At 75.3% G+C, this 19034-nt stretch carries 18 protein-coding genes and 1 pseudogene; 9 read left to right on the top strand and 10 right to left on the bottom strand.

All coding sequences use genetic code 11. The features are described 5' to 3' along the window. Positions 1-262: 262 nt before the first annotated feature. Positions 263-2347, top strand: a complete 2085-nt coding sequence (locus FHX32_RS11025) for a SpoIIE family protein phosphatase (RefSeq protein WP_167180746.1) — start codon at positions 263-265, stop codon at positions 2345-2347. A gap of 138 nt (positions 2348-2485) precedes the next feature. Here the strand turns inward: FHX32_RS11025 and FHX32_RS11020 are convergent, their stop codons facing one another. Further along, entirely contained in the window at positions 2486-3835 is a 1350-nt protein-coding gene (locus FHX32_RS11020; RefSeq protein WP_167180743.1) for an FAD-binding oxidoreductase, read from the bottom strand. A gap of 144 nt (positions 3836-3979) precedes the next feature. Between FHX32_RS11020 and FHX32_RS11015 the strand changes: the two genes are divergently transcribed. Then, positions 3980-6073: a S9 family peptidase gene (locus FHX32_RS11015; protein WP_167182559.1), complete on the top strand. Its 2094-nt coding sequence runs from the start codon at positions 3980-3982 to the stop codon at positions 6071-6073. Between the two features lie 10 nt (positions 6074-6083). Next, entirely contained in the window at positions 6084-6278 is a 195-nt protein-coding gene (locus FHX32_RS11010; RefSeq protein WP_167180741.1) for a hypothetical protein, read from the top strand. 142 nt (positions 6279-6420) lie between these two features. Here the strand turns inward: FHX32_RS11010 and FHX32_RS11005 are convergent, their stop codons facing one another. The 6 genes from FHX32_RS11005 to FHX32_RS10980 all read right to left on the bottom strand — a co-directional run bounded on the left by FHX32_RS11005 (position 6421) and on the right by FHX32_RS10980 (position 12494). Then, positions 6421-8553, bottom strand: a complete 2133-nt coding sequence (locus FHX32_RS11005; protein ID WP_167180740.1) for a bifunctional polysaccharide deacetylase/glycosyltransferase family 2 protein — start codon at positions 8551-8553, stop codon at positions 6421-6423. 2 nt (positions 8554-8555) lie between these two features. Further along, a complete protein-coding gene (locus tag FHX32_RS11000; RefSeq protein ID WP_167180738.1) occupies positions 8556-8972 on the bottom strand; it encodes a hypothetical protein in 417 nt (138 codons plus the stop codon). 115 nt (positions 8973-9087) lie between these two features. After that, complete coding sequence (locus FHX32_RS10995; protein WP_167180736.1) at positions 9088-10614, bottom strand: FtsX-like permease family protein; 1527 nt, start codon at positions 10612-10614, stop codon at positions 9088-9090. After that, positions 10611-11309, bottom strand: coding sequence for an ABC transporter ATP-binding protein (locus FHX32_RS10990; protein WP_167180734.1), 699 nt, complete (start codon positions 11307-11309; stop codon positions 10611-10613). The genes FHX32_RS10995 and FHX32_RS10990 overlap by 4 nt, the downstream gene beginning before the upstream one ends. After that, entirely contained in the window at positions 11306-11842 is a 537-nt protein-coding gene (locus tag FHX32_RS10985) for a PadR family transcriptional regulator (RefSeq protein WP_167180732.1), read from the bottom strand. Before FHX32_RS10985 ends, FHX32_RS10990 begins: the two co-directional genes overlap by 4 nt. 79 nt (positions 11843-11921) lie before the next feature. Continuing rightward, positions 11922-12494 carry a TIGR03086 family metal-binding protein gene (locus FHX32_RS10980; RefSeq protein ID WP_167180730.1) on the bottom strand — a complete coding sequence of 191 codons (573 nt, stop codon included), beginning with the start codon at positions 12492-12494 and terminating at the stop codon, positions 11922-11924. A gap of 31 nt (positions 12495-12525) precedes the next feature. On the opposite strand from FHX32_RS10980, the gene FHX32_RS10975 reads away from it, so the two are divergent. Then, positions 12526-13347 (top strand): helix-turn-helix domain-containing protein, encoded by an 822-nt coding sequence (locus FHX32_RS10975; RefSeq protein ID WP_167180728.1) that lies wholly within the window; start codon positions 12526-12528, stop codon positions 13345-13347. A gap of 146 nt (positions 13348-13493) precedes the next feature. Here FHX32_RS10975 and FHX32_RS10970 read toward each other — a convergent pair. After that, a pseudogene (locus FHX32_RS10970) lies at positions 13494-13679 on the bottom strand (SpoIIE family protein phosphatase); the annotation flags it as partial. Between the two features lie 114 nt (positions 13680-13793). Here FHX32_RS10970 and FHX32_RS10965 point away from each other — a divergent pair. After that, positions 13794-14150, top strand: coding sequence for an STAS domain-containing protein (locus FHX32_RS10965; protein ID WP_088642031.1), 357 nt, complete (start codon positions 13794-13796; stop codon positions 14148-14150). A 10-nt stretch (positions 14151-14160) separates the two neighbouring features. Here FHX32_RS10965 and FHX32_RS10960 read toward each other — a convergent pair whose 3' ends face one another. After that, positions 14161-15510 carry an MFS transporter gene (locus FHX32_RS10960; protein ID WP_167180726.1) on the bottom strand — a complete coding sequence of 450 codons (1350 nt, stop codon included), beginning with the start codon at positions 15508-15510 and terminating at the stop codon, positions 14161-14163. A 50-nt stretch (positions 15511-15560) separates the two neighbouring features. On the opposite strand from FHX32_RS10960, the gene FHX32_RS10955 reads away from it, so the two are divergent. The 4 genes from FHX32_RS10955 (at position 15561) to FHX32_RS10940 (ending at position 17606) form a co-directional block, all read left to right on the top strand. Continuing rightward, complete coding sequence (locus tag FHX32_RS10955; RefSeq protein WP_167180724.1) at positions 15561-16244, top strand: FCD domain-containing protein; 684 nt, start codon at positions 15561-15563, stop codon at positions 16242-16244. A gap of 39 nt (positions 16245-16283) precedes the next feature. After that, on the top strand, positions 16284-16757 hold the full coding sequence (gene mscL, locus FHX32_RS10950) for a large conductance mechanosensitive channel protein MscL (protein WP_167180722.1): 474 nt from the start codon (positions 16284-16286) through the stop codon (positions 16755-16757). 81 nt (positions 16758-16838) lie between these two features. Next, the gene (locus FHX32_RS10945; protein ID WP_167180721.1) at positions 16839-17087 is read left to right on the top strand and encodes a hypothetical protein; all 249 of its coding nucleotides are present in this window, start codon (positions 16839-16841) and stop codon (positions 17085-17087) included. A 144-nt stretch (positions 17088-17231) separates the two neighbouring features. Then, entirely contained in the window at positions 17232-17606 is a 375-nt protein-coding gene (locus tag FHX32_RS10940; protein ID WP_167180719.1) for a hypothetical protein, read from the top strand. A gap of 107 nt (positions 17607-17713) precedes the next feature. Here FHX32_RS10940 and FHX32_RS10935 read toward each other — a convergent pair whose 3' ends face one another. After that, positions 17714-18958 (bottom strand): benzoate/H(+) symporter BenE family transporter, encoded by a 1245-nt coding sequence (locus FHX32_RS10935; RefSeq protein WP_167180717.1) that lies wholly within the window; start codon positions 18956-18958, stop codon positions 17714-17716. Positions 18959-19034 lie beyond the last annotated feature (76 nt).

Genomic DNA, 19034 nt, shown 5'->3' with positions numbered 1-19034 from the left:
GCACGCGCAGACCGACGTCCGGCGCCCGGCCCGGCCCGCCGCGCCAGCCCGACCGGGACCGCTCGTGACCCCAGCCCGGAGGGCTCGCCGCCGTCCCGCCCGGCCCGCGCCCGCACCGCCCCGGGCGCCCGCTCTGGTCAGGATCGAGCCTGACCGTCCGGAACGCGCCGGCTCCCCGAAGGATCGCCCGCGGCCCGGCCGGCGGAACCGGCCGGCGGGAGATCGGCTTGGCACCGGGCGGGTGGCGGTGGAGGATACGAGGGTGGCAGCGGAGGCAGGGCCCACGGCGACCGGGGGCCCGGACGAGCATGTCCGGCGGGTCCGGCTGCCCGCCGACCGACGTACGCCCGCCGCCGCGCGGGCCGTCGTCCGGTCGGTGCTCGCCGAGGCGCACCTCGACCAACTGCTCAACGAGGCGCTGCTGCTGACCACCGAACTCTCCACCAACGCGGTCGAGCACGCCGGCACCGAACTGGACATCGAGGTCGTCGCGGACCGTACCGGGCTGACCGTGATGGTGTCGGACTTCGCCTCCGGGCCGGTCGACGAGCTGACCGTGGGCGTCCGCAACGACGCCACCGAGATCACCGAGGTCGCCGAGCGCGGCCGGGGCCTGCTGCTGGTCGACCACTTCGCCAGCCGGTGGGGCACCACGTACCTGCCCAGCGGGAAGGGCGTCTGGTTCCGGCTGGACCGGCCCGACGCGCCGGGCGAGGAGCGGGCGGCCCCGGGGGCGGAGGCTGCGGCGTCGCCGGGCAACGGCGGGGGCGGGACCGGCGCCGGGGAAAGCTCCGCGCCGAGCGCCGGCGCGATGAGCGCGCTGATGCAGACCACCCCCGACCCGTACGCCGAGGACCCGCTGCCCGACTTCGCGACCAGCCTGCTCACCCGGGTCGCCGAGATGGTCGGCGCCACCGGCGGCGTGGTCCGGCTGGACCGGGGCGACGGGCAGGGCCCCCAGGTGCTGGCCCGGTACGGCCGCCAGCCCCGGGCCGACCACGAGCTGGTCCGGGTCCCGTTGACCGTGCACCGGCCGTACGCCGGCGAGCTGGAGCTGGACGCGGCGCCCTCGGCGTACGCCCGGCCGCTGGCCGCGCTGATGGCCGAGCGGCTCTCGCTGCACCTGGAAAACGACCGGCTGCGCCGGGCGGACGTCCGGCGGCAGGCCTGGCTGACCTTCCTCGCCGAGGCCAGCGAGCTGCTCGCCCAGTCCCTGGACGTCGAGTTGACCATGGCGCTGATCCCGCAGCTGGTGGTGCCCCGGCTCGGCCAGTGGTGCGCGGTGCACACCACCGACGAGTGGGGCCGGCTGCGGCTGGCGGCGGCCAGCCACGCCGACGAGGCGATGCTGCCGCAGCTGCACGCGGTGCTCCGGGAGACCGGCCCGGACTCGATCCAGGCCCGGCTGCGCGAGGCGTCCCGCAACGGCACGCAGACGCCGCTCGGCACCCCGATGGAGGGCTTCGCGGTGCCACTGATCGCCCGCGGGCAGCGGCTCGGCACCCTGGCGGTGGGCCGGCCGCAGCGACACCGGCACGACCCGGACGAGGTCGCCGTGCTGGAGGACGTGGCCCGCCGCGCCGCGCTGGCCATCGAGAACGCCCGGATCCACGCCGAGCGCCGCCGGGTGGCGCAGACCCTCCAGCAGTCGCTGCTGCCGCCGGTGCTGCCGGTGGTCGAGGGCATCGGCTTCGCCGCCGAGTACGTCCCGACCGGCAACGACGCCGACGTCGGCGGCGACTTCTACGACGTGCTGCCGCTGCCCGACGGGCGCTGGCTGGTGGTGGTCGGGGACGTCTCCGGCAAGGGGGTGCAGGCGGCCGCCGTCACCGGCCTGGTCCGGGACGTGATCCGGGTGCTGGTCGGGGACGGCAAACCGCTGCCCGAGGTGCTGTCCCGGCTGAACGAGACGCTGGTCGAGCGGGGCAGCGGGCGCTACTGCACGCTGGCTCTGGCGGCCGTCGGCCCCGGCGAGCGCGACCAGCTCGACGTCTCGCTGCACCTCGCCGGCCACGACCGGCCGGTGCTGCTGGGTGCCGGCGGTGGCGCGACCTTCGTCGGCACCGGCGGCACCGCGCTCGGGCTGCTCGACTCGATCGCCTCGCCGACGGCGGAGCTCTCCCTCGACCCGGGCGACGCGCTGGTCTTCTACACCGACGGGGTGACCGAGCGCCGGCGCGGCCGGGAACTCTTCGGCACCGACCGGCTCCGGGACGCCGCCGCCCCGCTGGCCGGTTACTCCGCGGACGTGGTGGCGGCCCGGCTGCGGTCCACCGCGATCGGGTTCTCCGGCGAGGCGCCCCGCGACGACATCGCCATCCTGGTGCTCCGCAACGACGCCGGCTGACCGGCGCCGGTGGACGGGCCCCGCCGCACCTGGTGGCTGCTGCCGGCGGTGACCGGCGGCGCGACCGCGGTGACCGTGCTGCGCTTCTCGCCGGCCGGTACCGAGCTGACCCGGTGGTGGCTGGACTGAGCTCGGCGGTCACCAGCCGCCGGGCAGCCGGCCGGGGGCGAGCCGGCGGTGCGGGTCGAGGTGTGCCTTGGCCTCGCGCAGCCGGGCCAGCCCGGCCAGCTCGCCCCACAGGTCGACCGCCCGTCGCACCGGCCCCGGCGCGGCGACCACCAGGCACCGGCCCTTGCGGGCGAGCAGCACCCCGCGCACCGCGGCGAGGATCGCGGCGACCCGGTCGGCGGGCAGCGCCCCGGGCAGGGCGGCGTGCACCACGCCCAGCCCGGCCGAGCCGCGGACCGGCACCGGGGCGCCGGCCGCGTCGCGCAGCGCGTAGACGGCGGCGTGCAGGTCGGTGATCGGCACCTCGATGCGCAGGGCGGTGTCGCCCGGGCCGAACGGGTAGCGCCGCCACCAGCCCGGCGCCGCCTGCTGGGTGGCCGACCCGTCGCCGAAGAGCGCCGACAGGCGCTCGGCCCGCTCGGCCACGTCGGCCGGGCCGCCTTCGAGGAGCACCGCCAGGCTGCCGGCGGCGGCCGGGCCGGTCGACGCGCGCCCCGTCATGGACGGATGGCGCGCCATCGCCGCGGCCCGGCCGCGCGGCACCGGCCGGGATCCCGAGCCGGCCGGTAGATCCAGCTCGACGGCGGCCGGGTCGAGCCGGGCGGCGAGCACCGTACGCACCAGGTCGTGCACCTCCAGCGGAGTCCACACCGGACGGGTGACCCAGACCCGGCGCGCCGGGGCGGCCTGCACCCGCAGCGTCGCCGCGACCAGCACGCCCAGCGCCCCCTGCGAGCCGCAGAGCAGCCGGGCCAGCTCCAGCCCCGGCGCGCCACCGCCGGCGCTGACCAGTTCGCCGTCGGCGTCGAGGTAGCGCAGGCCGACCAGCTGGTCGCAGGGGGTGCCGTGGCGGTGCCGCAGCGGCCCGGCCTCGCCGGCGGCGAGCACCCCGCCGAGGGTCGCCCCGGGCGAGGGCGCATCCAGCGCCAGCCGCTGCCCGGTGCGCTCCAACGTGGCCTGTACCGCCCGCAGCGGGGTGCCCGCACCGACCTCGGCCGTCGGCGCGCCCACCGGCTCGTGGCCGATCCCGGCGAGCCGCCCGGTGTCGAGCATGATGTCGACCCGGTCAGGCGCGGCACCCCAGTCGATCTTCGTGCCGGCACCCCGGGGCACCACGGTCAGGTCGTGCCGGGCGGCCAGCCGGAGCACCTCGGCCGCAGCGGCCGGGCCGCCGGGCACGGCGACCCAGCGGGCCGGCTGGCCGGCGACCTCGTCGGCGGGGCCGGCGAAGCGGGCGAACGGCGGGCCGCAGATCTCCGTCAACCGCCGGGTGATGTCGAGGGCTCCTGGTCGATCGGTGGAACTCGCTGCAGCCGCCATGCCGGTCATCGTACATGTGTTCGAAAGCCGAGGGCGGCGCGTCGCCTAATCGGGCGACGGACGGCAGCCGGCCGGTAACGTGACGCCGTGACCACCGAGACTTCCGACAACTCCAGCTCGCCGCGTCTGACGCCGCGCCACGACCTGGAGCCGTCGCCCGCGCCCGTGGCGAAGCGGGTGCCCACCGAGCGCACCCACCACGGCGACACCGTCGTCGACGAGTACGCCTGGCTCGCCGGCAAGGACGATCCGGAGACGATCGCCTACCTGACCGCGGAGAACGCGTACACCGAGGCGCGCACCGCCCACCTGGCCGGGCTGCGCGCGGAACTGTTCGAGGAGACCCGCCGGCGCACCCAGGAGACCGACCTGTCGGTGCCGACCCGCAAGGGCGGCCACTGGTACTACACCCGCACGGTCGAGGGCCAGCAGTACGGCGTGCACTGCCGCCGGGCGGTCCGCGACGGCGAGACCGAGCCGCCGGTCAGTGCCGACGGCGCCCCGCTGGACGGCGAGGAGGTGCTGCTCGACGGCAACCTGCTCGCCGAGGGGCACGACTTCTTCGCCCTCGGCGCCTTCGACGTCAGCCCGGACGGGCGCTGGCTGGCGTACTCGACGGACTTCTCCGGGGACGAGCGGTTCACCCTGCGGGTGAAGGACCTCGCCACCGGGGAACTGCTCCCCGACGAGATCCCGGGCACCTTCTACGGCACCGCCTGGTCCGCCGACGCGTCGGTGCTGTTCTACGTGACGGTCGACGACGCGTGGCGGCCACACCGGGTCTGGCGGCACGTGATCGGCTCGGCCGCGGGCGACGACGTGGTGGTGCACCAGGAGGACGACGAGCGGTTCTGGGTCGGGGTCGAGCTGACCCGCTCGGAGCGGTTCATCCTGCTCGACATCGCCAGCAAGGTGACCAGTGAGGTACGGGTCATCCCGGCCGGCAACCCCACCGGCGCGCCGGCGATCGTCGCGCCCCGGCGGCAGGGCGTGGAGTACTCGGTCGAGCACCACGGCCACCGGTTCCTGATCCTGCACAACGACGGCGCGGAGGACTTCGCGCTGGCGTACACCTCGGCGGACGCGCCCGGCGACTGGGTGCCGCTGATCGAGCACCACCCCGGCACCCGGCTGGAGTCGGTGGACGCGTTCGCCGACCACCTGGTCGTCTCGCTGCGCAGCAACGGGCTGACCGGGGTGCGGGTGCTGCCGGTCGGCGGCGGCGACCGGTACGACATCGACTTCCCGGAGCCGATCTACAGCGTCGGACTGGACGCCAACCCGGAGTACCGCACCACCCAGCTGCGGCTACGCTACACCTCGCTGGTCACGCCCGACTCGATCTACGACTACGACCTGGTCACCCGGCAGATGGTGCTGCGCAAGCGGAAGCCGGTGCTGCCCGGGCCGGGCGGGCAGCCGTACGACCCGGCCGACTACGAGCAGCACCGCGACTGGGCGCTGGCCGACGACGGCACCCGGGTGCCGATCTCGCTGGTCTGCCGCAAGGGCACCCCGCGCGACGGATCCGCGCCCTGCGAGCTGTACGGCTACGGCTCGTACGAGGCGAGCATGGACCCGTGGTTCTCAGTGGCCCGGCTCTCCCTGCTCGACCGCGGGGTGGTCTTCGCGGTGGCGCACACCCGGGGCGGCGGCGAGTTGGGCCGCCGCTGGTACGACCAGGGCAAGCTGCTGGCCAAGAAGAACACCTTCACCGACTTCGTGGCCTGCGCCCGGCACCTGGTCAAGGCAGGCTGGACGGCCAGCGACCGGCTGGTCGCCCGGGGCGCCTCGGCGGGGGGGCTGCTGATGGGCGCGGTGGCCAACATCGCCCCGGACGCGTTCGCCGGCATCGTCGCCCAGGTGCCGTTCGTGGACGCGCTCACCTCGATCCTCGACCCGTCGTTGCCGCTGACCGTCACCGAGTGGGAGGAGTGGGGCAACCCGCTCGACGACCCCGAGGTGTACGCGTACATGAAGTCCTACACGCCGTACGAGAACGTGGCGGCCCGGGACTACCCGGCGATCCTCGCGGTGACCAGCCTGAACGACACCCGGGTGCTCTACCACGAGCCGGCCAAGTGGATCGCCCGGCTGCGGGCCACCGCGCCGGAGGGCGACTACCTGCTGAAGACCGAGATGGGCGCCGGCCACGGTGGACCGAGCGGCCGGTACGACGCCTGGAAGGAGGAGGCGTTCATCAACGCCTGGATCCTCGACCGGCTGGGCCGCGCCTGAGGCGCCCGCGATGACCGTCGACGACGACCGGGCGGACGGGGAGCCGCCCGGCCCGGAGGCGCCGGCGGAGCAGCCGGTGTCCCGGCGCGGACCGGCCTGGCTGGTCCTCGGCGTGGTCGCCGCCGCGCTGCTGGTCTGCTGCTGCTCGGCTCTGGTCGGCCTGGCCATCTCCTGGTCCGCCGGCCTCTTCGATCCCCCACCCTGACCGCCCCGCACCCCCTCGCGCCCCGCCCCCGTCGCGCTCGTTCACGTCGCGCTCGTTCACGGAAAGAGTGGCCATTCCCCGCGGAATGGCCACTCTTTCGCTGTACGTGCGGAGGCTGGGCGGGGGCGTGCGGGCGGCGGGGTCAGGTGGGGCTGGTGGTGATCAGAGCGGCCGCCTCGCCGGTGCGGGCCATGCGCTGCCAGCGGAGCCGGTTGCCGATCACCGCGGTGACCACCGACTGCACCACCACCAGGTACATCACCTGGCGGTAGACCAGTTGCTGCAACGGCAGGCTCCACAGCGGCCCGAGCCGCTCCCGGTCCAGCCGCAGCGCGTAGCCGGCGGTGAGCGCCTGGAGCAGCAGCAGTCCGGCCCAGGCCAGGGCGAGCGACGACCAGGGCAGGAAGAGCAGGCCGTACAGCGCGAAGACGTCCACCGCCGGCGCGGTCAGCGGCAGCACGAGCTGGAACACCGCCAGGTACGGCAGACCGCGCCGGCCGAGCTTGCCGCCGGCGCCCCGCTCGCGCAGCGCGTGCCGGTGCTTCCACATCGCCTGCATCGTGCCGTAGCACCAGCGGTAGCGCTGCCGCCAGAGCTGGCGCAGCGACGACGGCGCCTCGGTCCAGGCGATCGCCGCCTCCTCGTAGACCACCCGCCAGCCGGCCCGCAGCACCCGCATGGTGAGGTCGGTGTCCTCGGCGAGGGTGTCCGCGGGCACCCCGCCGACGGCGAGCAGCACCTGCCGGCGGAACGCGCCGATCGCGCCCGGGATGGTCGGCATGCACTCCAGCACGTCGTACATCCGGCGGTCGAGGTTGAAGCCGATCACGTACTCCAGATGCTGCCACCGGCCGAGCAGCCGGCGTCGGTTGGCGACCTTGGTGTTGCCGGAGATCGCGCCCACGGTCGGGTCGGCGAAGCCCTGCACCAGCCGGTACACGGTGTCGGGCTGGAACACCGTGTCGCCGTCCACCAGCACCAGCAGGTCGGCCCGGGCGGCCCGGATCCCGGTGTTCAGCGCCGCCGGCTTCCCGGCGTTGGCCTGCCGCAGCACCCGCACCCCGCGCAGCCGCATCCGCTCCACGATGTCCGCGGTGCCGTCGGTGGAGCCGTCGTCCACCACGATCACCTCCAGCGCCGGATAGGCGCTGGCCACCAGGGACCGGACGGTCGCCGCGATGTTGGCCGCCTCGTTGTACGCCGGCACGATCACCGAGACCGGCACGGTGACCGGCGGCCGGCGGTGCTTCGGCCGGCGGACCCGCCGCACGTGCCGCTGGGCACAGACCACCTGGACGGCCAACCGGGCCACGCCCAGCACCAGCGCGACCCCGAGCAGCACGTTCATCGCCGTGGCCAGCCCACCGGCGCCGAGCTGGGCCCAGCGCAGCGCGGTGCCGCTCCACCGGCTGCCCGCGCCGGCCGGCAGCATCGACTCCGGCGCGTCGATGCCGGCCGAGACGGTGGTGAACCGGTAGCCCTGCCGGGTCAGCTCGGGCAGCAGCCGGTCCAGCGCGGCGACCGTCTGGGCCCGGTCGCCGCCGCCGTCGTGCATCAGCACCACCGCGCCCCGCCCCTTCGCCGGGGTGGCCGCCTCGACGATGGCCGGCACCCCGGGGCGTTGCCAGTCCTTGGTGTCCCGGTCGGCGAGCACCGCGACGTGGCCGCTGCCGGCGGCGGCGCGCAGCGCGGCGTACTCCGGCCCGGTCAGCGCCTGCGGGCTGGACGAGAACGGCGGCCGGAGCAGGGTCACCTCCCGGCCGGTGGCCGCGGCGACCGCCTTGCGGGTCAGCGAAAGTTCCAGGTCCCGCCGCCACTGCGGGGCGCCGCCGAGGTCGGCGTGGGTGAAGGTGTGCGAGCCGATCTCGTGTCCCTCGTCGAGGATCCGCCGGACCAGCTCCGGGTGCTCGTTGACCCGGGCGCCGACGACGAAGAAGGTGGCGTGGGCGCGGTGCCGGCGTAGCACGTCGAGCACCTGGGGGGTCCAGCGCGGGTCCGGTCCGTCGTCGAAGGTGAGCGCGATGGTCCGATCCGGCAGCGTGCGGTCGACCGGCTCGGGCCGGTCCAGTCGCAGCACCGGGCCGCCGGAGGTGACCTGCTTCGGCACGCCGGCCGCCGCGTCGGCGTCCGCGCCACCGCCCGCCGCCGGGCCGGAACCGCCCGCCAGCCCGGTCACCAGGCCGTTCAGGGTGAGCGCGGCGAGCAGCAGCAGCAGTCCGAGCAGGAGCAGGATCCAGTGCGCCCGCGGGTCCCGGCGGGCGACGTGTCGCGCCACCGTTACCTCGGCTTGCCGGGGGACTTCGACGGCTTCCCGGTGCTCTCGCGCCGCTCGTCGCCCTGGCCGGGGTGGTCGGAGGCGGCGGGGTGCGCGGCGGAGGGGGCCGAGGTGGGCCGAACGCCGGGCGTCGGCGAACCGGTCGGTGCCGGCGCCGAGGTGCTGGTCACCGGCGACGGGCCGGGTGTGACCAGGGAGGCCTCCCCGAGCTCGGCGCGGCCGTCCACGCCCGCCGGGCGCCGGTCGTCGGACCAGCCGGGCACCGACACCGAGGTGTCCAGGAACAGGCCGGCGAGGATCAGCGCCAGGCTGGCCAGTAGCCCGACGCCGATGGCGCTGCCGGCGATGACGCTGACCCGTCGGCGTCGCCCGGTGCCGTCCACGAACACCGGCGTCGGCTCGCCCGGCTGGTTCCGCATCTGGTGCACACTCCCGCTGCCACTCGCGCTCGGTCCGGTCCGGTCCGGGCGCGGGCCCGGCGACCGGGCCTTCCGGTGCTGACAGCGCTCCGGCACCCCCGGGCGTTACACCGCGTCAGGTCGTCCGCAGCTCCTCCACCGCTGTGCTGGTCCGTAGGAAGAGCAGGCCGACACCGACGGTGACCAGCACCGCGGCCAGCGCGCCCGCGCCGAGCAGGGCCAACTGTTCCAGCGGTACGTCGGGCATGAGCTGGCGGCGGACCGGCTCGACCAGACGCTCGTGCCGCTCCCGGGTGGCCGGGTCCGCGCACAGCTCCGGCCCGGCGTCGCAGACCATCCCGCTGACCGTGCCCGTGAAGACCGGGCCGGACCAGGCTCGGCCGAGCAGCAGCCCGACGGTCATCGCGACCAGGATCGCCGGGACGGCCGGCACCAGCGCCTGCCAGGCGATGGAGCGGCCGACGACGCTTCGCGGCACCCCGCCCGCGACCAGCGCCGCGTACGCCCGGCGGCGGGCGACGATGCCCTCGACCAGGGCGACCAGCAGGCCGCCTGCGGCGATCGTCACGGCCACCGCCACGGCCAGGTCGACCAGGTCCATCGTGCGCAGGTAGAACGGGTTCGCGCCCTCGTCGAGGCCGACCAGCCGGTGCTCCTCGCGCTGCACCCGGTCGCTGAGCGCGAAGTAGGCGCGCTGCGCCGCGGCGCCCGCCCCGAAGACCACCGCGGCGAGCAGGGCGGCGAAGGTCCGGCTGCCGGCCCACGGGTCGGCCATCAGCCGGCGGGCCGCCAGCAGCGCCGCCGGCCGGCGGGCGAGCCGGTGCAGCAGCCTTCCCGAGGCGTACGAGATCCAGCCGGTGCCGAGCACCACGCCGAGCACGGCGGCGAACGCGCCCCCGACCACGACCGTGGGCACCAGCCAGCGGGCCGTCCCGGGACCCAGGTCATGATCCGTGCGCAGCAGCGGCAGGGTGCCCACGCCGGCGGCCAGGCCCAACCCGATGAGGAGACCGGGCCACGGCCGCGGGCCGCGCCGTCGGCCGGTGCGCCGGACCACCCCGAACGGCGTGGTGGTGACCCGGCGCAGCAGCAGCGCGGTGGCCGCCGCCGCGACCAGTGGCAGTCCGAGCACCACCGCGGCGAGCGCGCCGACCGGTGGCAGCACGTCGGTGGGGAGCGCGAGCAGGCCCCGCTCGTCCGGGCGGTGCAGCAACTCGCGCCCGCCGAGGTGGACCGCCAGCCCGGCAAGCGTGCCGAGCAGGGCGGCCAGCCCGGTCTCGGACACGGCCACCCTGGTCACCTGACCGGGGGTGGCGCCGGCCAGCCGGAACGCGGCCAGCCGACGGTCCCGGGCCGGTGCGCCCAGCCGGGCGCACTGCCCGGCCAGCGCCAGCACCGGGATGGTGAGCAGCAACAGCGCGAACGCGGTGCCGCCCCGCAGCCCCGGCTCGCGCAGCAGGTTGTTGCGGTACTGCTCGGCCTGCGCCCACGGGTCGCCCGGCACCTCCGGGATGGCCAGCACGGTCAGCGCGGCCAGCACGGCGACGGTGGCCAGCGCGGCGCTGAGCCCGGTCAGCACCACCCGGGCGGTGTCGGTGCGGGTGCCGGCCAGCGCCAGCCGGAGCAGCGTCGCCGGCCTCACCGGTGCCCGCCGGCCAGCGCGTCGAGCCCCAGCCCGGTGTGGTCCACCATGCCGTCGCGCAGGACCACCTCGCGGTCGGCGTACGCGGCGATCCGCGGCTCATGGGTGACCAGCACGACCGCGGTGCCCTGCTGGCGGGCCAGCCGGACCAGCCGGGTGAGTACCTGTTCGCCGGTGAGCGTGTCCAGCGCGCCGGTCGGCTCGTCGGCGAAGAGCACCCGAGGCTCGGTGACCAGCGCCCGGGCGGTGGCGCAACGCTGCTGCTGGCCGCCGGACATCTCGCCCGGCCGGGCGTCGGCCAGGTCGGCCACTCCGAACCGGTCCAGCCAGGTGAGCGCCGCGGTCCGCGCTTCTCGCCGCCCCGTGCCGGCGAGAAGCAGCGGAAGCGCGACGTTCTCCGCCGCGGTCAGCTCGGCGACGAGCTGACCGAACTGGAACAGCACCCCGAACTCGGTGCGACGCAGCCGCGACCGGGCCGCCTCTGACCAGGTGTCGATCCGCTCGCCACGCCAGCTCACCTCGCCGGCGTCCGGCCGCAGGATCCCGGCGAGGCAGTGCAGCAGGGTGGACTTGCCGCAGCCGCTGGGCCCGGTGACCGCGACGACCTCCCCCTCGGCGACGTCGAGCGTGACGCCGCGCAGGGCGGGCGTCGGCCCGTACGCCTTGACCACTCCGCGAGCCTGAAGTTGCGTCACGAGTGCACCTCCCGGTGCCAGTCGGCGACCCGGTCCAGGGTGGTCCGCAACCACCGGAGATCGGCGTCGAGATGAGCGATGGCGTAGTCGGCCGCCACGACGTCGTCGAGGGTGGCCGACGGCGACGTCTTGACCGCGGTCAGCTCCCGCAGCCGTTCGGTGTGCGCCCCGCGCTGGGCGACCAGACAGGCCCGGGCCCGGTCGACGTCGGCCACCAGCAGGGCCACCACGACCTTGGCGAAGAGCGTGCTGGTGACGTACGGCATCGGCGGCTCGACCGCGCCGAGCCACCGGTCGAGTGCGGCGCGCCCCTGCTCGGTCAGCTCGTACGCGGTGCGCTCCGGGCCGCCCTGGCGCTCCTGCCCGGCCGCTGCCACCAGCCCGTCACGTTGCAGCCGGCCCAGCGTGGCGTAGACCTGCCCGAAGGCCAACGGACGGGTTCGGGGCAACCGCTCGTCGTGCGCGCGCTTGAGCTCGTAGCCGTGCTTGGTGCCGGTGGCGAGCAGCCCGAGCAGGACGTGCGGAGTGGACACGTCCGCCACTATTCACTGAGCGAATAGCGGTTGTCAACGAAGCCCGCGCGGCGGGTGCCGCGCGGGCTTCGGATGGCGGTCAGGCCGAGGCGGTCCAGGCGGGATCCCGGCCGGTCAGGCCGAGCAGCCGGTCGACGTCGGGCAGGCCGGCGTCGGTCGGCACCGGCTCGGCGAAGACGCCCATCCGCCGGGCCTGCGGGGCCAACTGCTCGACCAGCTCGTGCAGCGCCGGCACCACCTCCGGCGCCGGCCGGTACGACTGGCCGGTGGCCGCGGCGAGATCCCAGCCGTGCACGGTGAGGTCCAGCAGCACCATGCCGCCGACCACGGTCTGCGGCATGCCCATCCCGGGCGAGACGCCCTCCAGGCTGGCCGGGTCGGACCAGGCGTCGACCAGCCGGCGGGTTTCCACCTCGAACCGGTCCCGCCAGCCCTCGGTGAGATGGTCGGGCTTGTCCGCCCACTGCACGCTCCGCTTCGCGGCGAGCTCCTGGAAGTTGACCACCACCTGGTAGAGATGGTTGAGCAGGTCGCGCACCGGGTAGTCGCTGCACGGGGTGGGCAGGTGCAACTGGTCGTCGGCGATGGCGCGGACCACCGCGACGGTCCGCGGCGCGGCCGCGGCCAGCAGATCACTAGTCTGGGTAGTCATAGGGCCAGCGTATGAGGGCGGTCTTGAAGAAATGCGACAGCAGCCGCGACGGGACAGCCGGGGCATCCTGGACCCGGCCCGGTTGCTCCGGGAGGTCCGCTTCCGCCGGCACCTGCCCGCCGTCGCGCTCCGCCCGTGGGTCGAGCACTACTGGTTCGTCGACTGGGAGCTGACCGAACCCTTCGTGCAGCACGTGGTGCCGCACCCCGCGGTCAACCTGGTCTTCCAGCGGGACGGGGCCGGGCCCGAGCGGGGTGAGGTGGCCGGGGTCGGGTTGGAACTCTTCTCGATCACGTTGCGTGGCACCGGGCGGGTCAGCGGCGTGCAGTTCCGGCCCGGCGGTTTTCACCCCTTCTGGCGCCGACCGGTCGCCGAACTCACCGGCCGGCGCTGGCCGTTCGCCGACCTCGCCGACCGTTGGCCACCCGCCGCGGCCGGCGGGCCGGACGGCCCCGGCCGCTGCGCCGGTACGGACGCCGAGCGCTGCCGCGCCCTGGACGACCTGCTCACCGGCTGGGCGCCCGAGCCGGGCCCGGTCACCGACGAGGTGATCTCGCTGGTCGAGGAGATCCGCACCGACCGGAGCCTGGTGCGGGTGGACGACTTCGCCGCCCGGCACGCCGTCTCCACCCGGCGGCTGCAACGGCTCTTCCTGGACCACGTCGGGATCAGCCCGAAGTGGGTGATCCGGCGCTACCGGCTCCAGGAGGCCATCGAGCAGGCGGCCGGCGGCCCGCTCGACTGGGCGGGCCTCGCCGCCGACCTCGGCTACAGCGACCAGGCCCACCTGGTGCGTGAGTTCACCGCCGTCACCGGCGTCTCCCCCGCCGCCTACGCCCGCTCGGTCAGCTGACCGGCCCGCCCCCGCCTACCCTCGGCTCCCAATCCGCCGCCTGACCTCACCGATCTTGCATTTTCCACCCCGGCAAACCGGGGCAGAAGGTGCGTTCCGGGGGCCACAAGTGCAAGATCGCGGAGACGCGGCGGTGCGGGCCGGGGTCAGCGGCGGCGCAGCGCCACCACGGCGACGTCGTCCTGGATCTCCGGCGGGGCCAGCTGGACCAGCAGCCGCTGGCAGAACCGGTCCAGGTCGTCCTCGACCTCGGCGGCGCCGGCGGCCAGCGCGGCCAGCCCGTCGTCGATGGTGGCCTCCCGGCGCTCGATCAGCCCGTCGGTGTAGAACACTCTCAGCTACTTGCCGCACGGCAACGATATGACCGGCGGCACCGGTACCGGCTCCCGTTCTGCCACTCCTTGCCCGGTGGGATAACGTTCCACCGATAACAGGAGGTCTGGCGTATGTCCTTGACGGTGCACACGGAACAGCGCGGCGACGTGGTCGTCGTGTCGGTCGCGGGCGAGCTGGACATGGCGACCGCTCCGCAGCTGCAGGACCAGATCACCGACCTGCTCGACAAGGGCCGCAGCCGCCTGGTGTTCGACCTGGCGGAGGTCTCCTTCTGCGACTCCACCGGGCTGTCGGTCTTCGTCCGCGCCAAGAACAGCTGCGACGAGGCCGGCGGCGTGGTGCGGCTGGCCGCCCCGCAGCGGGGTGTGCTGCGCATCCTGGAGGTCAGCGGCCTGGTCGAGGTGCTGCACACCTACCCCACGGTCGAGCAGGCCGTCGCCGGCGACCCGACCCCGGCCTCCTCCTGAGCGTTCCAACTCACGCCTCGTCCTCGATGTGCCGGGGACGGGCGATCACCATGCCCGCGCCCGTCTGCACCGCGAGCGCGACCAGCAGGAACCCGATCGGCGCGGTCCAGCCGCCGGTCGCCTCGTAGAGGATGCCCACCAGCAGTGGGCCCAGGGCCGCGACGAGGTAGCCGACGCTCTGACTGAACGCGGAGAGCGCGACCGTCCCCTCGGTGGTCCGGGCGCGCAGCCCGATGGTCGCCAGGATCATCGGGAAGGCGCTCTGCCCGATCGCGAGCAGCACCACCCAGAGCAGCGCCCCGTCGTGCGGCGCGACGGCCATCCCGACGTAGGCGAGAGCCATCGCGGCGGAGAGCGTCAGCACCAGCGGGTGCAGCGCGCGCAGCCGGCCGGCCAGGGTCGGCATGAGCAGCGCGATCGGCACGCCCAGCGCCGTCACCCCGGCGAGCAGCAGGCCGGCGTCCTGGGGGCGGTAGCCGGCGTCGCGGAAGAGCTGGGCCAGCCAGCCCATGATCGCGTACGCGCCCAGCGACTGCGTGCCGAAGTAGACCGCCATCGCCCAGCCGAGCCGGGTCCGTCCCGGCCGGATCCGGCTCGACCGGGGCACCACCGCCGCCGGGGTCGCCGCCCGCCGGGCGGCCCGCGCCCGCAGCGCCAGCGGCACCCACGGGAGCAGGGCCGCCAGGGCCAGCCCGGCCCAGACGGCGAGCCCGGCCCGCCAGGTGCCGAACACGTGCGCCACCGGCACCGCCGCCGCGGCGGCCACCGCCGCCCCCACCGTCAGCGTCATCGAGTACGCCCCGGTGACCAGCCCGATGCGGTGCGGGAAGTACTGCTTGACCAGGAGCGGGAGCAGGACGTTCGCCACCGCGATCCCGGCCAGCGCGAGGGCGCTGCCGGCGATGAAGACCAGCGCGGAGTCCGTGCCGACGCGGACCAGCTGGCCGGCGGCGAGGATCGTCATCGCCACCACGAGCACCCGGGCCGGGGAGTGCCGGCGGACCAGTCGAGGGGTGAGTGCCCCGAAGACGGCGAAGGCCACCGCGGGCAGGGTGGTCACGAGCCCGGCCAGCGCACCGGAGAGGGCCAGGCCGTCGCGCACCTCGTCGAGCAGGGCGCCGAGGCTGGTGATGGCGGCCCGCAGGTTGAGCGCGACGAGCAGCATGCCGACGAGCACGAGCAGGCCACCGGCGACCGGGCCGACCGACCCGGGGGTGGCGCCGGACGGTCCGGCGGCGGGAGCTGCCGCATCCGCCGACGCGCTGGCCGGGGTGGGCAGGTCAACCGGCCCGGCGATCGTCTTCCGACCGGAACGCGGCGGGGCTCCGGCGTCGACGGCGGCGGTGGTTGGCGGGGTCATGCGTCTGAACCTACAATCATGGGATGAATTTCGGGCAGGAGTTGTAACCAGTGCCACCCGCGGTTGATTCCGTCACCGTCCCGCCCCGCGGCCACCGGGTCCGGCAGACCATCGAGCAGCTCCGCGCGCGGATCCTCGGCGGCGAGTGGCCGGTGGGCGGTCGGATCCCCACCGAGCCGCAGCTCGTCGCGGCGCTCGGGGTGGGGCGCAACACGGTCCGCGAGGCGGTCCGCGCCCTGGTGCACGCCGGGGTGCTGGAGTGCCGGCAGGGCTCCGGGACGTACGTGGTGTCGACCGACGAGCTGGCCCCGGTGGTGGCCCGCCGGCTCACCGACGACCGGATGGCCGAGGTCGTCGAGGTGCGGCGCGCCTTCGAGGTGGAGGCGGCCCGGCTGGCCGCGCTGCGGCGTACGCCCGAGGACCTGGCCGCGCTCGACGGCGCGCTCGCGGCCCGCGAGGCGGCCTGGCGCGGCGGCCGGGTCGACGAGTTCGTGGAGGCCGACGCCGCGCTGCACACCGCGGTGGTCGCCGCCGCGCACAACGGCATGCTCGCCGAGTTGTACGCCTCGGTCGGCACCGCGCTGCGCAGCACGGTCGCCCAGGCGATGGGCGGCGCCCTGGAGCCGGAGCGCTACGTCGACCACTCCCGGCTGGTCGAGGCGATCCGGGCCGGCGACCCGGCGCGGGCGGCCATCGAGGCCGGCGCTTTCCTGGAGCCCCCGCCCGGGGCATAGGTTGTCCCGGACGGAAGACCGGACACCTCGGGAGTACGGATGCTCAAGGGCTTCAAAGACTTCATCATGCGCGGAAACGTCGTCGACCTGGCGGTCGGCGTCGTCATCGGCGCCGCGTTCACGGCGGTCGTTACATCGCTGACCAACGCGTTCCTCAAGCCGTTGATCGCGCTTTTCGTGTTGCTGCTCACCGGCAAGAGCAACGGGCTCGAGGGAGCCGCGTGGACGATCCGCGGGGTCGACTTCGACTGGATCAGCTTCGTGAACGCGCTGATCACCTTCCTGCTCACCGCGGCGGCGCTGTACTTCCTGGTGGTCTACCCGATGAACAAGCTGGCCGAGCGGCGCAAGCGGGGCGAGGAGCCGCCGCCGGCCGCGCCCAGCGAGGAGGTCAAGCTGCTCACCGAGATCCGCGACGCCCTGGTCGCCGCCGGGCACGCCACCCCGGGTCAGCAGCGCGGCGCGCTCGACGACGTGCTCGGCCGGCGACCGGAACCGCCCACCGCGCGCTGAATCCGGCATCCGCACATCGGCCCCCATGGGATTCCCGTGGGGGCCACACATTCTCGTACGTGTGTTCGATAGAGTCCCGCCATGGAGCAGCGAAAGCACTGGTGGAACGGGAAATGGGGGCGGCTGGCCCGGCGGGACGTCTTCCTCCGGGTGGACGCCGACCGCTGGTATGTCGAGCAGCGCGCCGGCGGCGCCGAGGGGATCTCCCAGTTCTACGAGTACGACAGTGCCGACGAGGCCGAGGAGACGGTCCGGGCGCTGCTCGACGGGGCGGACGCCTGGCGCGAACTCTCCCCCCGACCGCCCGGCGGCTGGTCGACGGGGGCCTGACCGGAGCGGCCTCGGCGGAGCGTGACCGAGGGAGCCTCGGCGGGGCGTTGCCGGGGCGGCGTCGGCGGGGCGTTGCCGGGGCGGCGTCGGCGGGGCCTGACCGGGCGGCGTTTAGCGGCGCGCCGGCCCGGGAACCGCGCCACAATGAACCAGCAGGGCACCGGGCAGCAGCCGACCATCTCCAGGGTCACCACCGGAATGCGGGTGATCGACGCCGCCGGCACCGAGGTCGGCACCGTGGACCTGGTCCAGCGGGGTGACCCGAACGCGGTGACCGTGCAGGCGCCGACCGCCGACCCGGGCAGCAGCCTGGACGAGCTGATCGAGTCGACAGCGGTCGAGGAGCCGGACGTGCCGGCCGACCTGGCGGCCCGGCTGCTGCACAGCGGCTACCTGAAGGTCTCCACCGACCTGGTTCGCACCGGCGCGGTCTACGTGCTGGCCGACCAGATCGCCGCGATCGCCGACGACCGCGTCCGCCTCACCGTCCCCGCCACCGACCTACCCCAGGAGGAGTGACCGCACCCCGCCTCTCACGTCCACTCGCCGCCTCCCGTGGCTCACCGGGCCTCGAAGATCGTCTGCTGCTGGGCAGGGCCGGAAGGGGTGCTGGCACCTGCTGAGCGTCAGACGATCTCGGTTGCCGGCGCGGCCGGCGCGGCTGGCGTCGGGGCGGGGGGCTGCGGGGTGGGGGGTTTGGTGGGGGTTGGGGGTGGGGTGCGGCGGCGGTGGAAGAGGAGGAGCATCAGTCCGCCGGCGACCAGGCCCCAGAACGCGCCGCCCACGCCGAGCAGGGTCACCCCGGAGGCGGTGACGACGAAGGTGACCACCGCCGCCTCGCGCGCCGCCGGCTCGGCGAGCGCCGAGGTGAGCGCGGTGGCCAGCGCGCCGAGCAGCGCCAGGCCGGCGACCGCCTCGATCAGCACCGGCGGGGAGAGCGCGACCAGCGCGGTGGCCGCCCCGGCACCCAGGCCGAGCAGGGCCAGCCCGGCCCCGGCGGTCACCGAGGCGATCCAGCGGCGGTCCGGATCCGGGTGGGCGTCCGGGCCCGCGGCCAGCGCGGCGGTGATCGCGGCCAGGTTGACCGCGTGCCCGCCGACGGGCGCGGCGACGGCGCTGGCCAGCCCGGTGACCCGCAACGCCGAGCCGAGCGGCGGCCGGTAGCCGTAGCCGACCAGCACCGCCGTCCCGGGCACGTTCTGCGCGGCCATGGTGACCAGGAACAGCGGCAGCGCCAGCCCGACCAGCGCGGCGACGTCCCAGGCCGGGGCGGTCAACTCGACCACCGGCCGCAGCCCGACGTCGCCGAGGCCGGCGGCCGGCGTGGTCAGCGCGATCGCCACCACCGCCACCACCAGCGCCCCGGGCACCGCCCAACGCCGCGCGAAGCGGTGCAGCAGCAGCCAGGCCGCCACCACCGGAACGGCCAGCCGGGGCACCTCGACCAGCGCGCGGACCGGCGCGGTGCAGAGCGGCAGCAGCACGCCGGCCAGCATCGCCCCGGCCACCGGTTGCGGGATCGCCGCGACGGCCCGGCCGAGCACCGGGAACAGCCCGGCGGCCACGATCAGCCCGCCGCAGACCAGGAACGCCCCGACCGCGACCGGCCAGCCCCCCGGCATCGGGCCCGTGGCCACCAGCAGCGCCGCACCCGGGGTGGACCAGGCGATGCTCATCGGCAGCCGGTGCCGCAGCCCGAGCCAGGCGGCGCAGAGACCGGACGCGAGGCAGAGCGCGAGCAGCCCCGAGGCGGCCTGCGCGTCGGTGGCGCCGACCGCCCGCAGGCCGGCCAGCACCACGGTGAACGAACTGGCGAAGCCGACCAGCGCGGTCACCACCCCGGCCAGCACCGGTTGGGTCTGCCCGGCCATCCCCGCCTCCCACCCCGGCGCTCCGCCGGATGCCCGTACGCCACCGTTCCGTAAACGGAACACCAATCGTGTAGCA

This window comes from Micromonospora sp. CNZ280 (genome assembly GCF_011759515.1).
This window is presented reverse-complemented; position numbering and strand designations above follow the sequence as displayed.

What these genes read in the sequence shown, in the direction of transcription:
- FHX32_RS10960 (WP_167180726.1), bottom strand. Translation starts at nt 15,510, where the DNA reads ATGACCCCGCCAACCACCGCCGCCGTCGACGCCGGAGCCCCGCCGCGT.
- FHX32_RS11020 (WP_167180743.1), bottom strand. Translation starts at nt 3,835, where the DNA reads ATGGCGGCTGCAGCGAGTTCCACCGATCGACCAGGAGCCCTCGACATC.
- FHX32_RS11000 (WP_167180738.1), bottom strand. Translation starts at nt 8,972, where the DNA reads ATGCGGAACCAGCCGGGCGAGCCGACGCCGGTGTTCGTGGACGGCACC.
- FHX32_RS10965 (WP_088642031.1), top strand. Translation starts at nt 13,794, where the DNA reads ATGTCCTTGACGGTGCACACGGAACAGCGCGGCGACGTGGTCGTCGTG.
- FHX32_RS10935 (WP_167180717.1), bottom strand. Translation starts at nt 18,958, where the DNA reads ATGGCCGGGCAGACCCAACCGGTGCTGGCCGGGGTGGTGACCGCGCTG.
- FHX32_RS11010 (WP_167180741.1), top strand. Translation starts at nt 6,084, where the DNA reads ATGACCGTCGACGACGACCGGGCGGACGGGGAGCCGCCCGGCCCGGAG.
- FHX32_RS10945 (WP_167180721.1), top strand. Translation starts at nt 16,839, where the DNA reads ATGGAGCAGCGAAAGCACTGGTGGAACGGGAAATGGGGGCGGCTGGCC.
- mscL (WP_167180722.1), top strand. Translation starts at nt 16,284, where the DNA reads ATGCTCAAGGGCTTCAAAGACTTCATCATGCGCGGAAACGTCGTCGAC.
- FHX32_RS10975 (WP_167180728.1), top strand. Translation starts at nt 12,526, where the DNA reads ATGCGACAGCAGCCGCGACGGGACAGCCGGGGCATCCTGGACCCGGCC.
- FHX32_RS10980 (WP_167180730.1), bottom strand. Translation starts at nt 12,494, where the DNA reads ATGACTACCCAGACTAGTGATCTGCTGGCCGCGGCCGCGCCGCGGACC.
- FHX32_RS10940 (WP_167180719.1), top strand. Translation starts at nt 17,232, where the DNA reads ATGAACCAGCAGGGCACCGGGCAGCAGCCGACCATCTCCAGGGTCACC.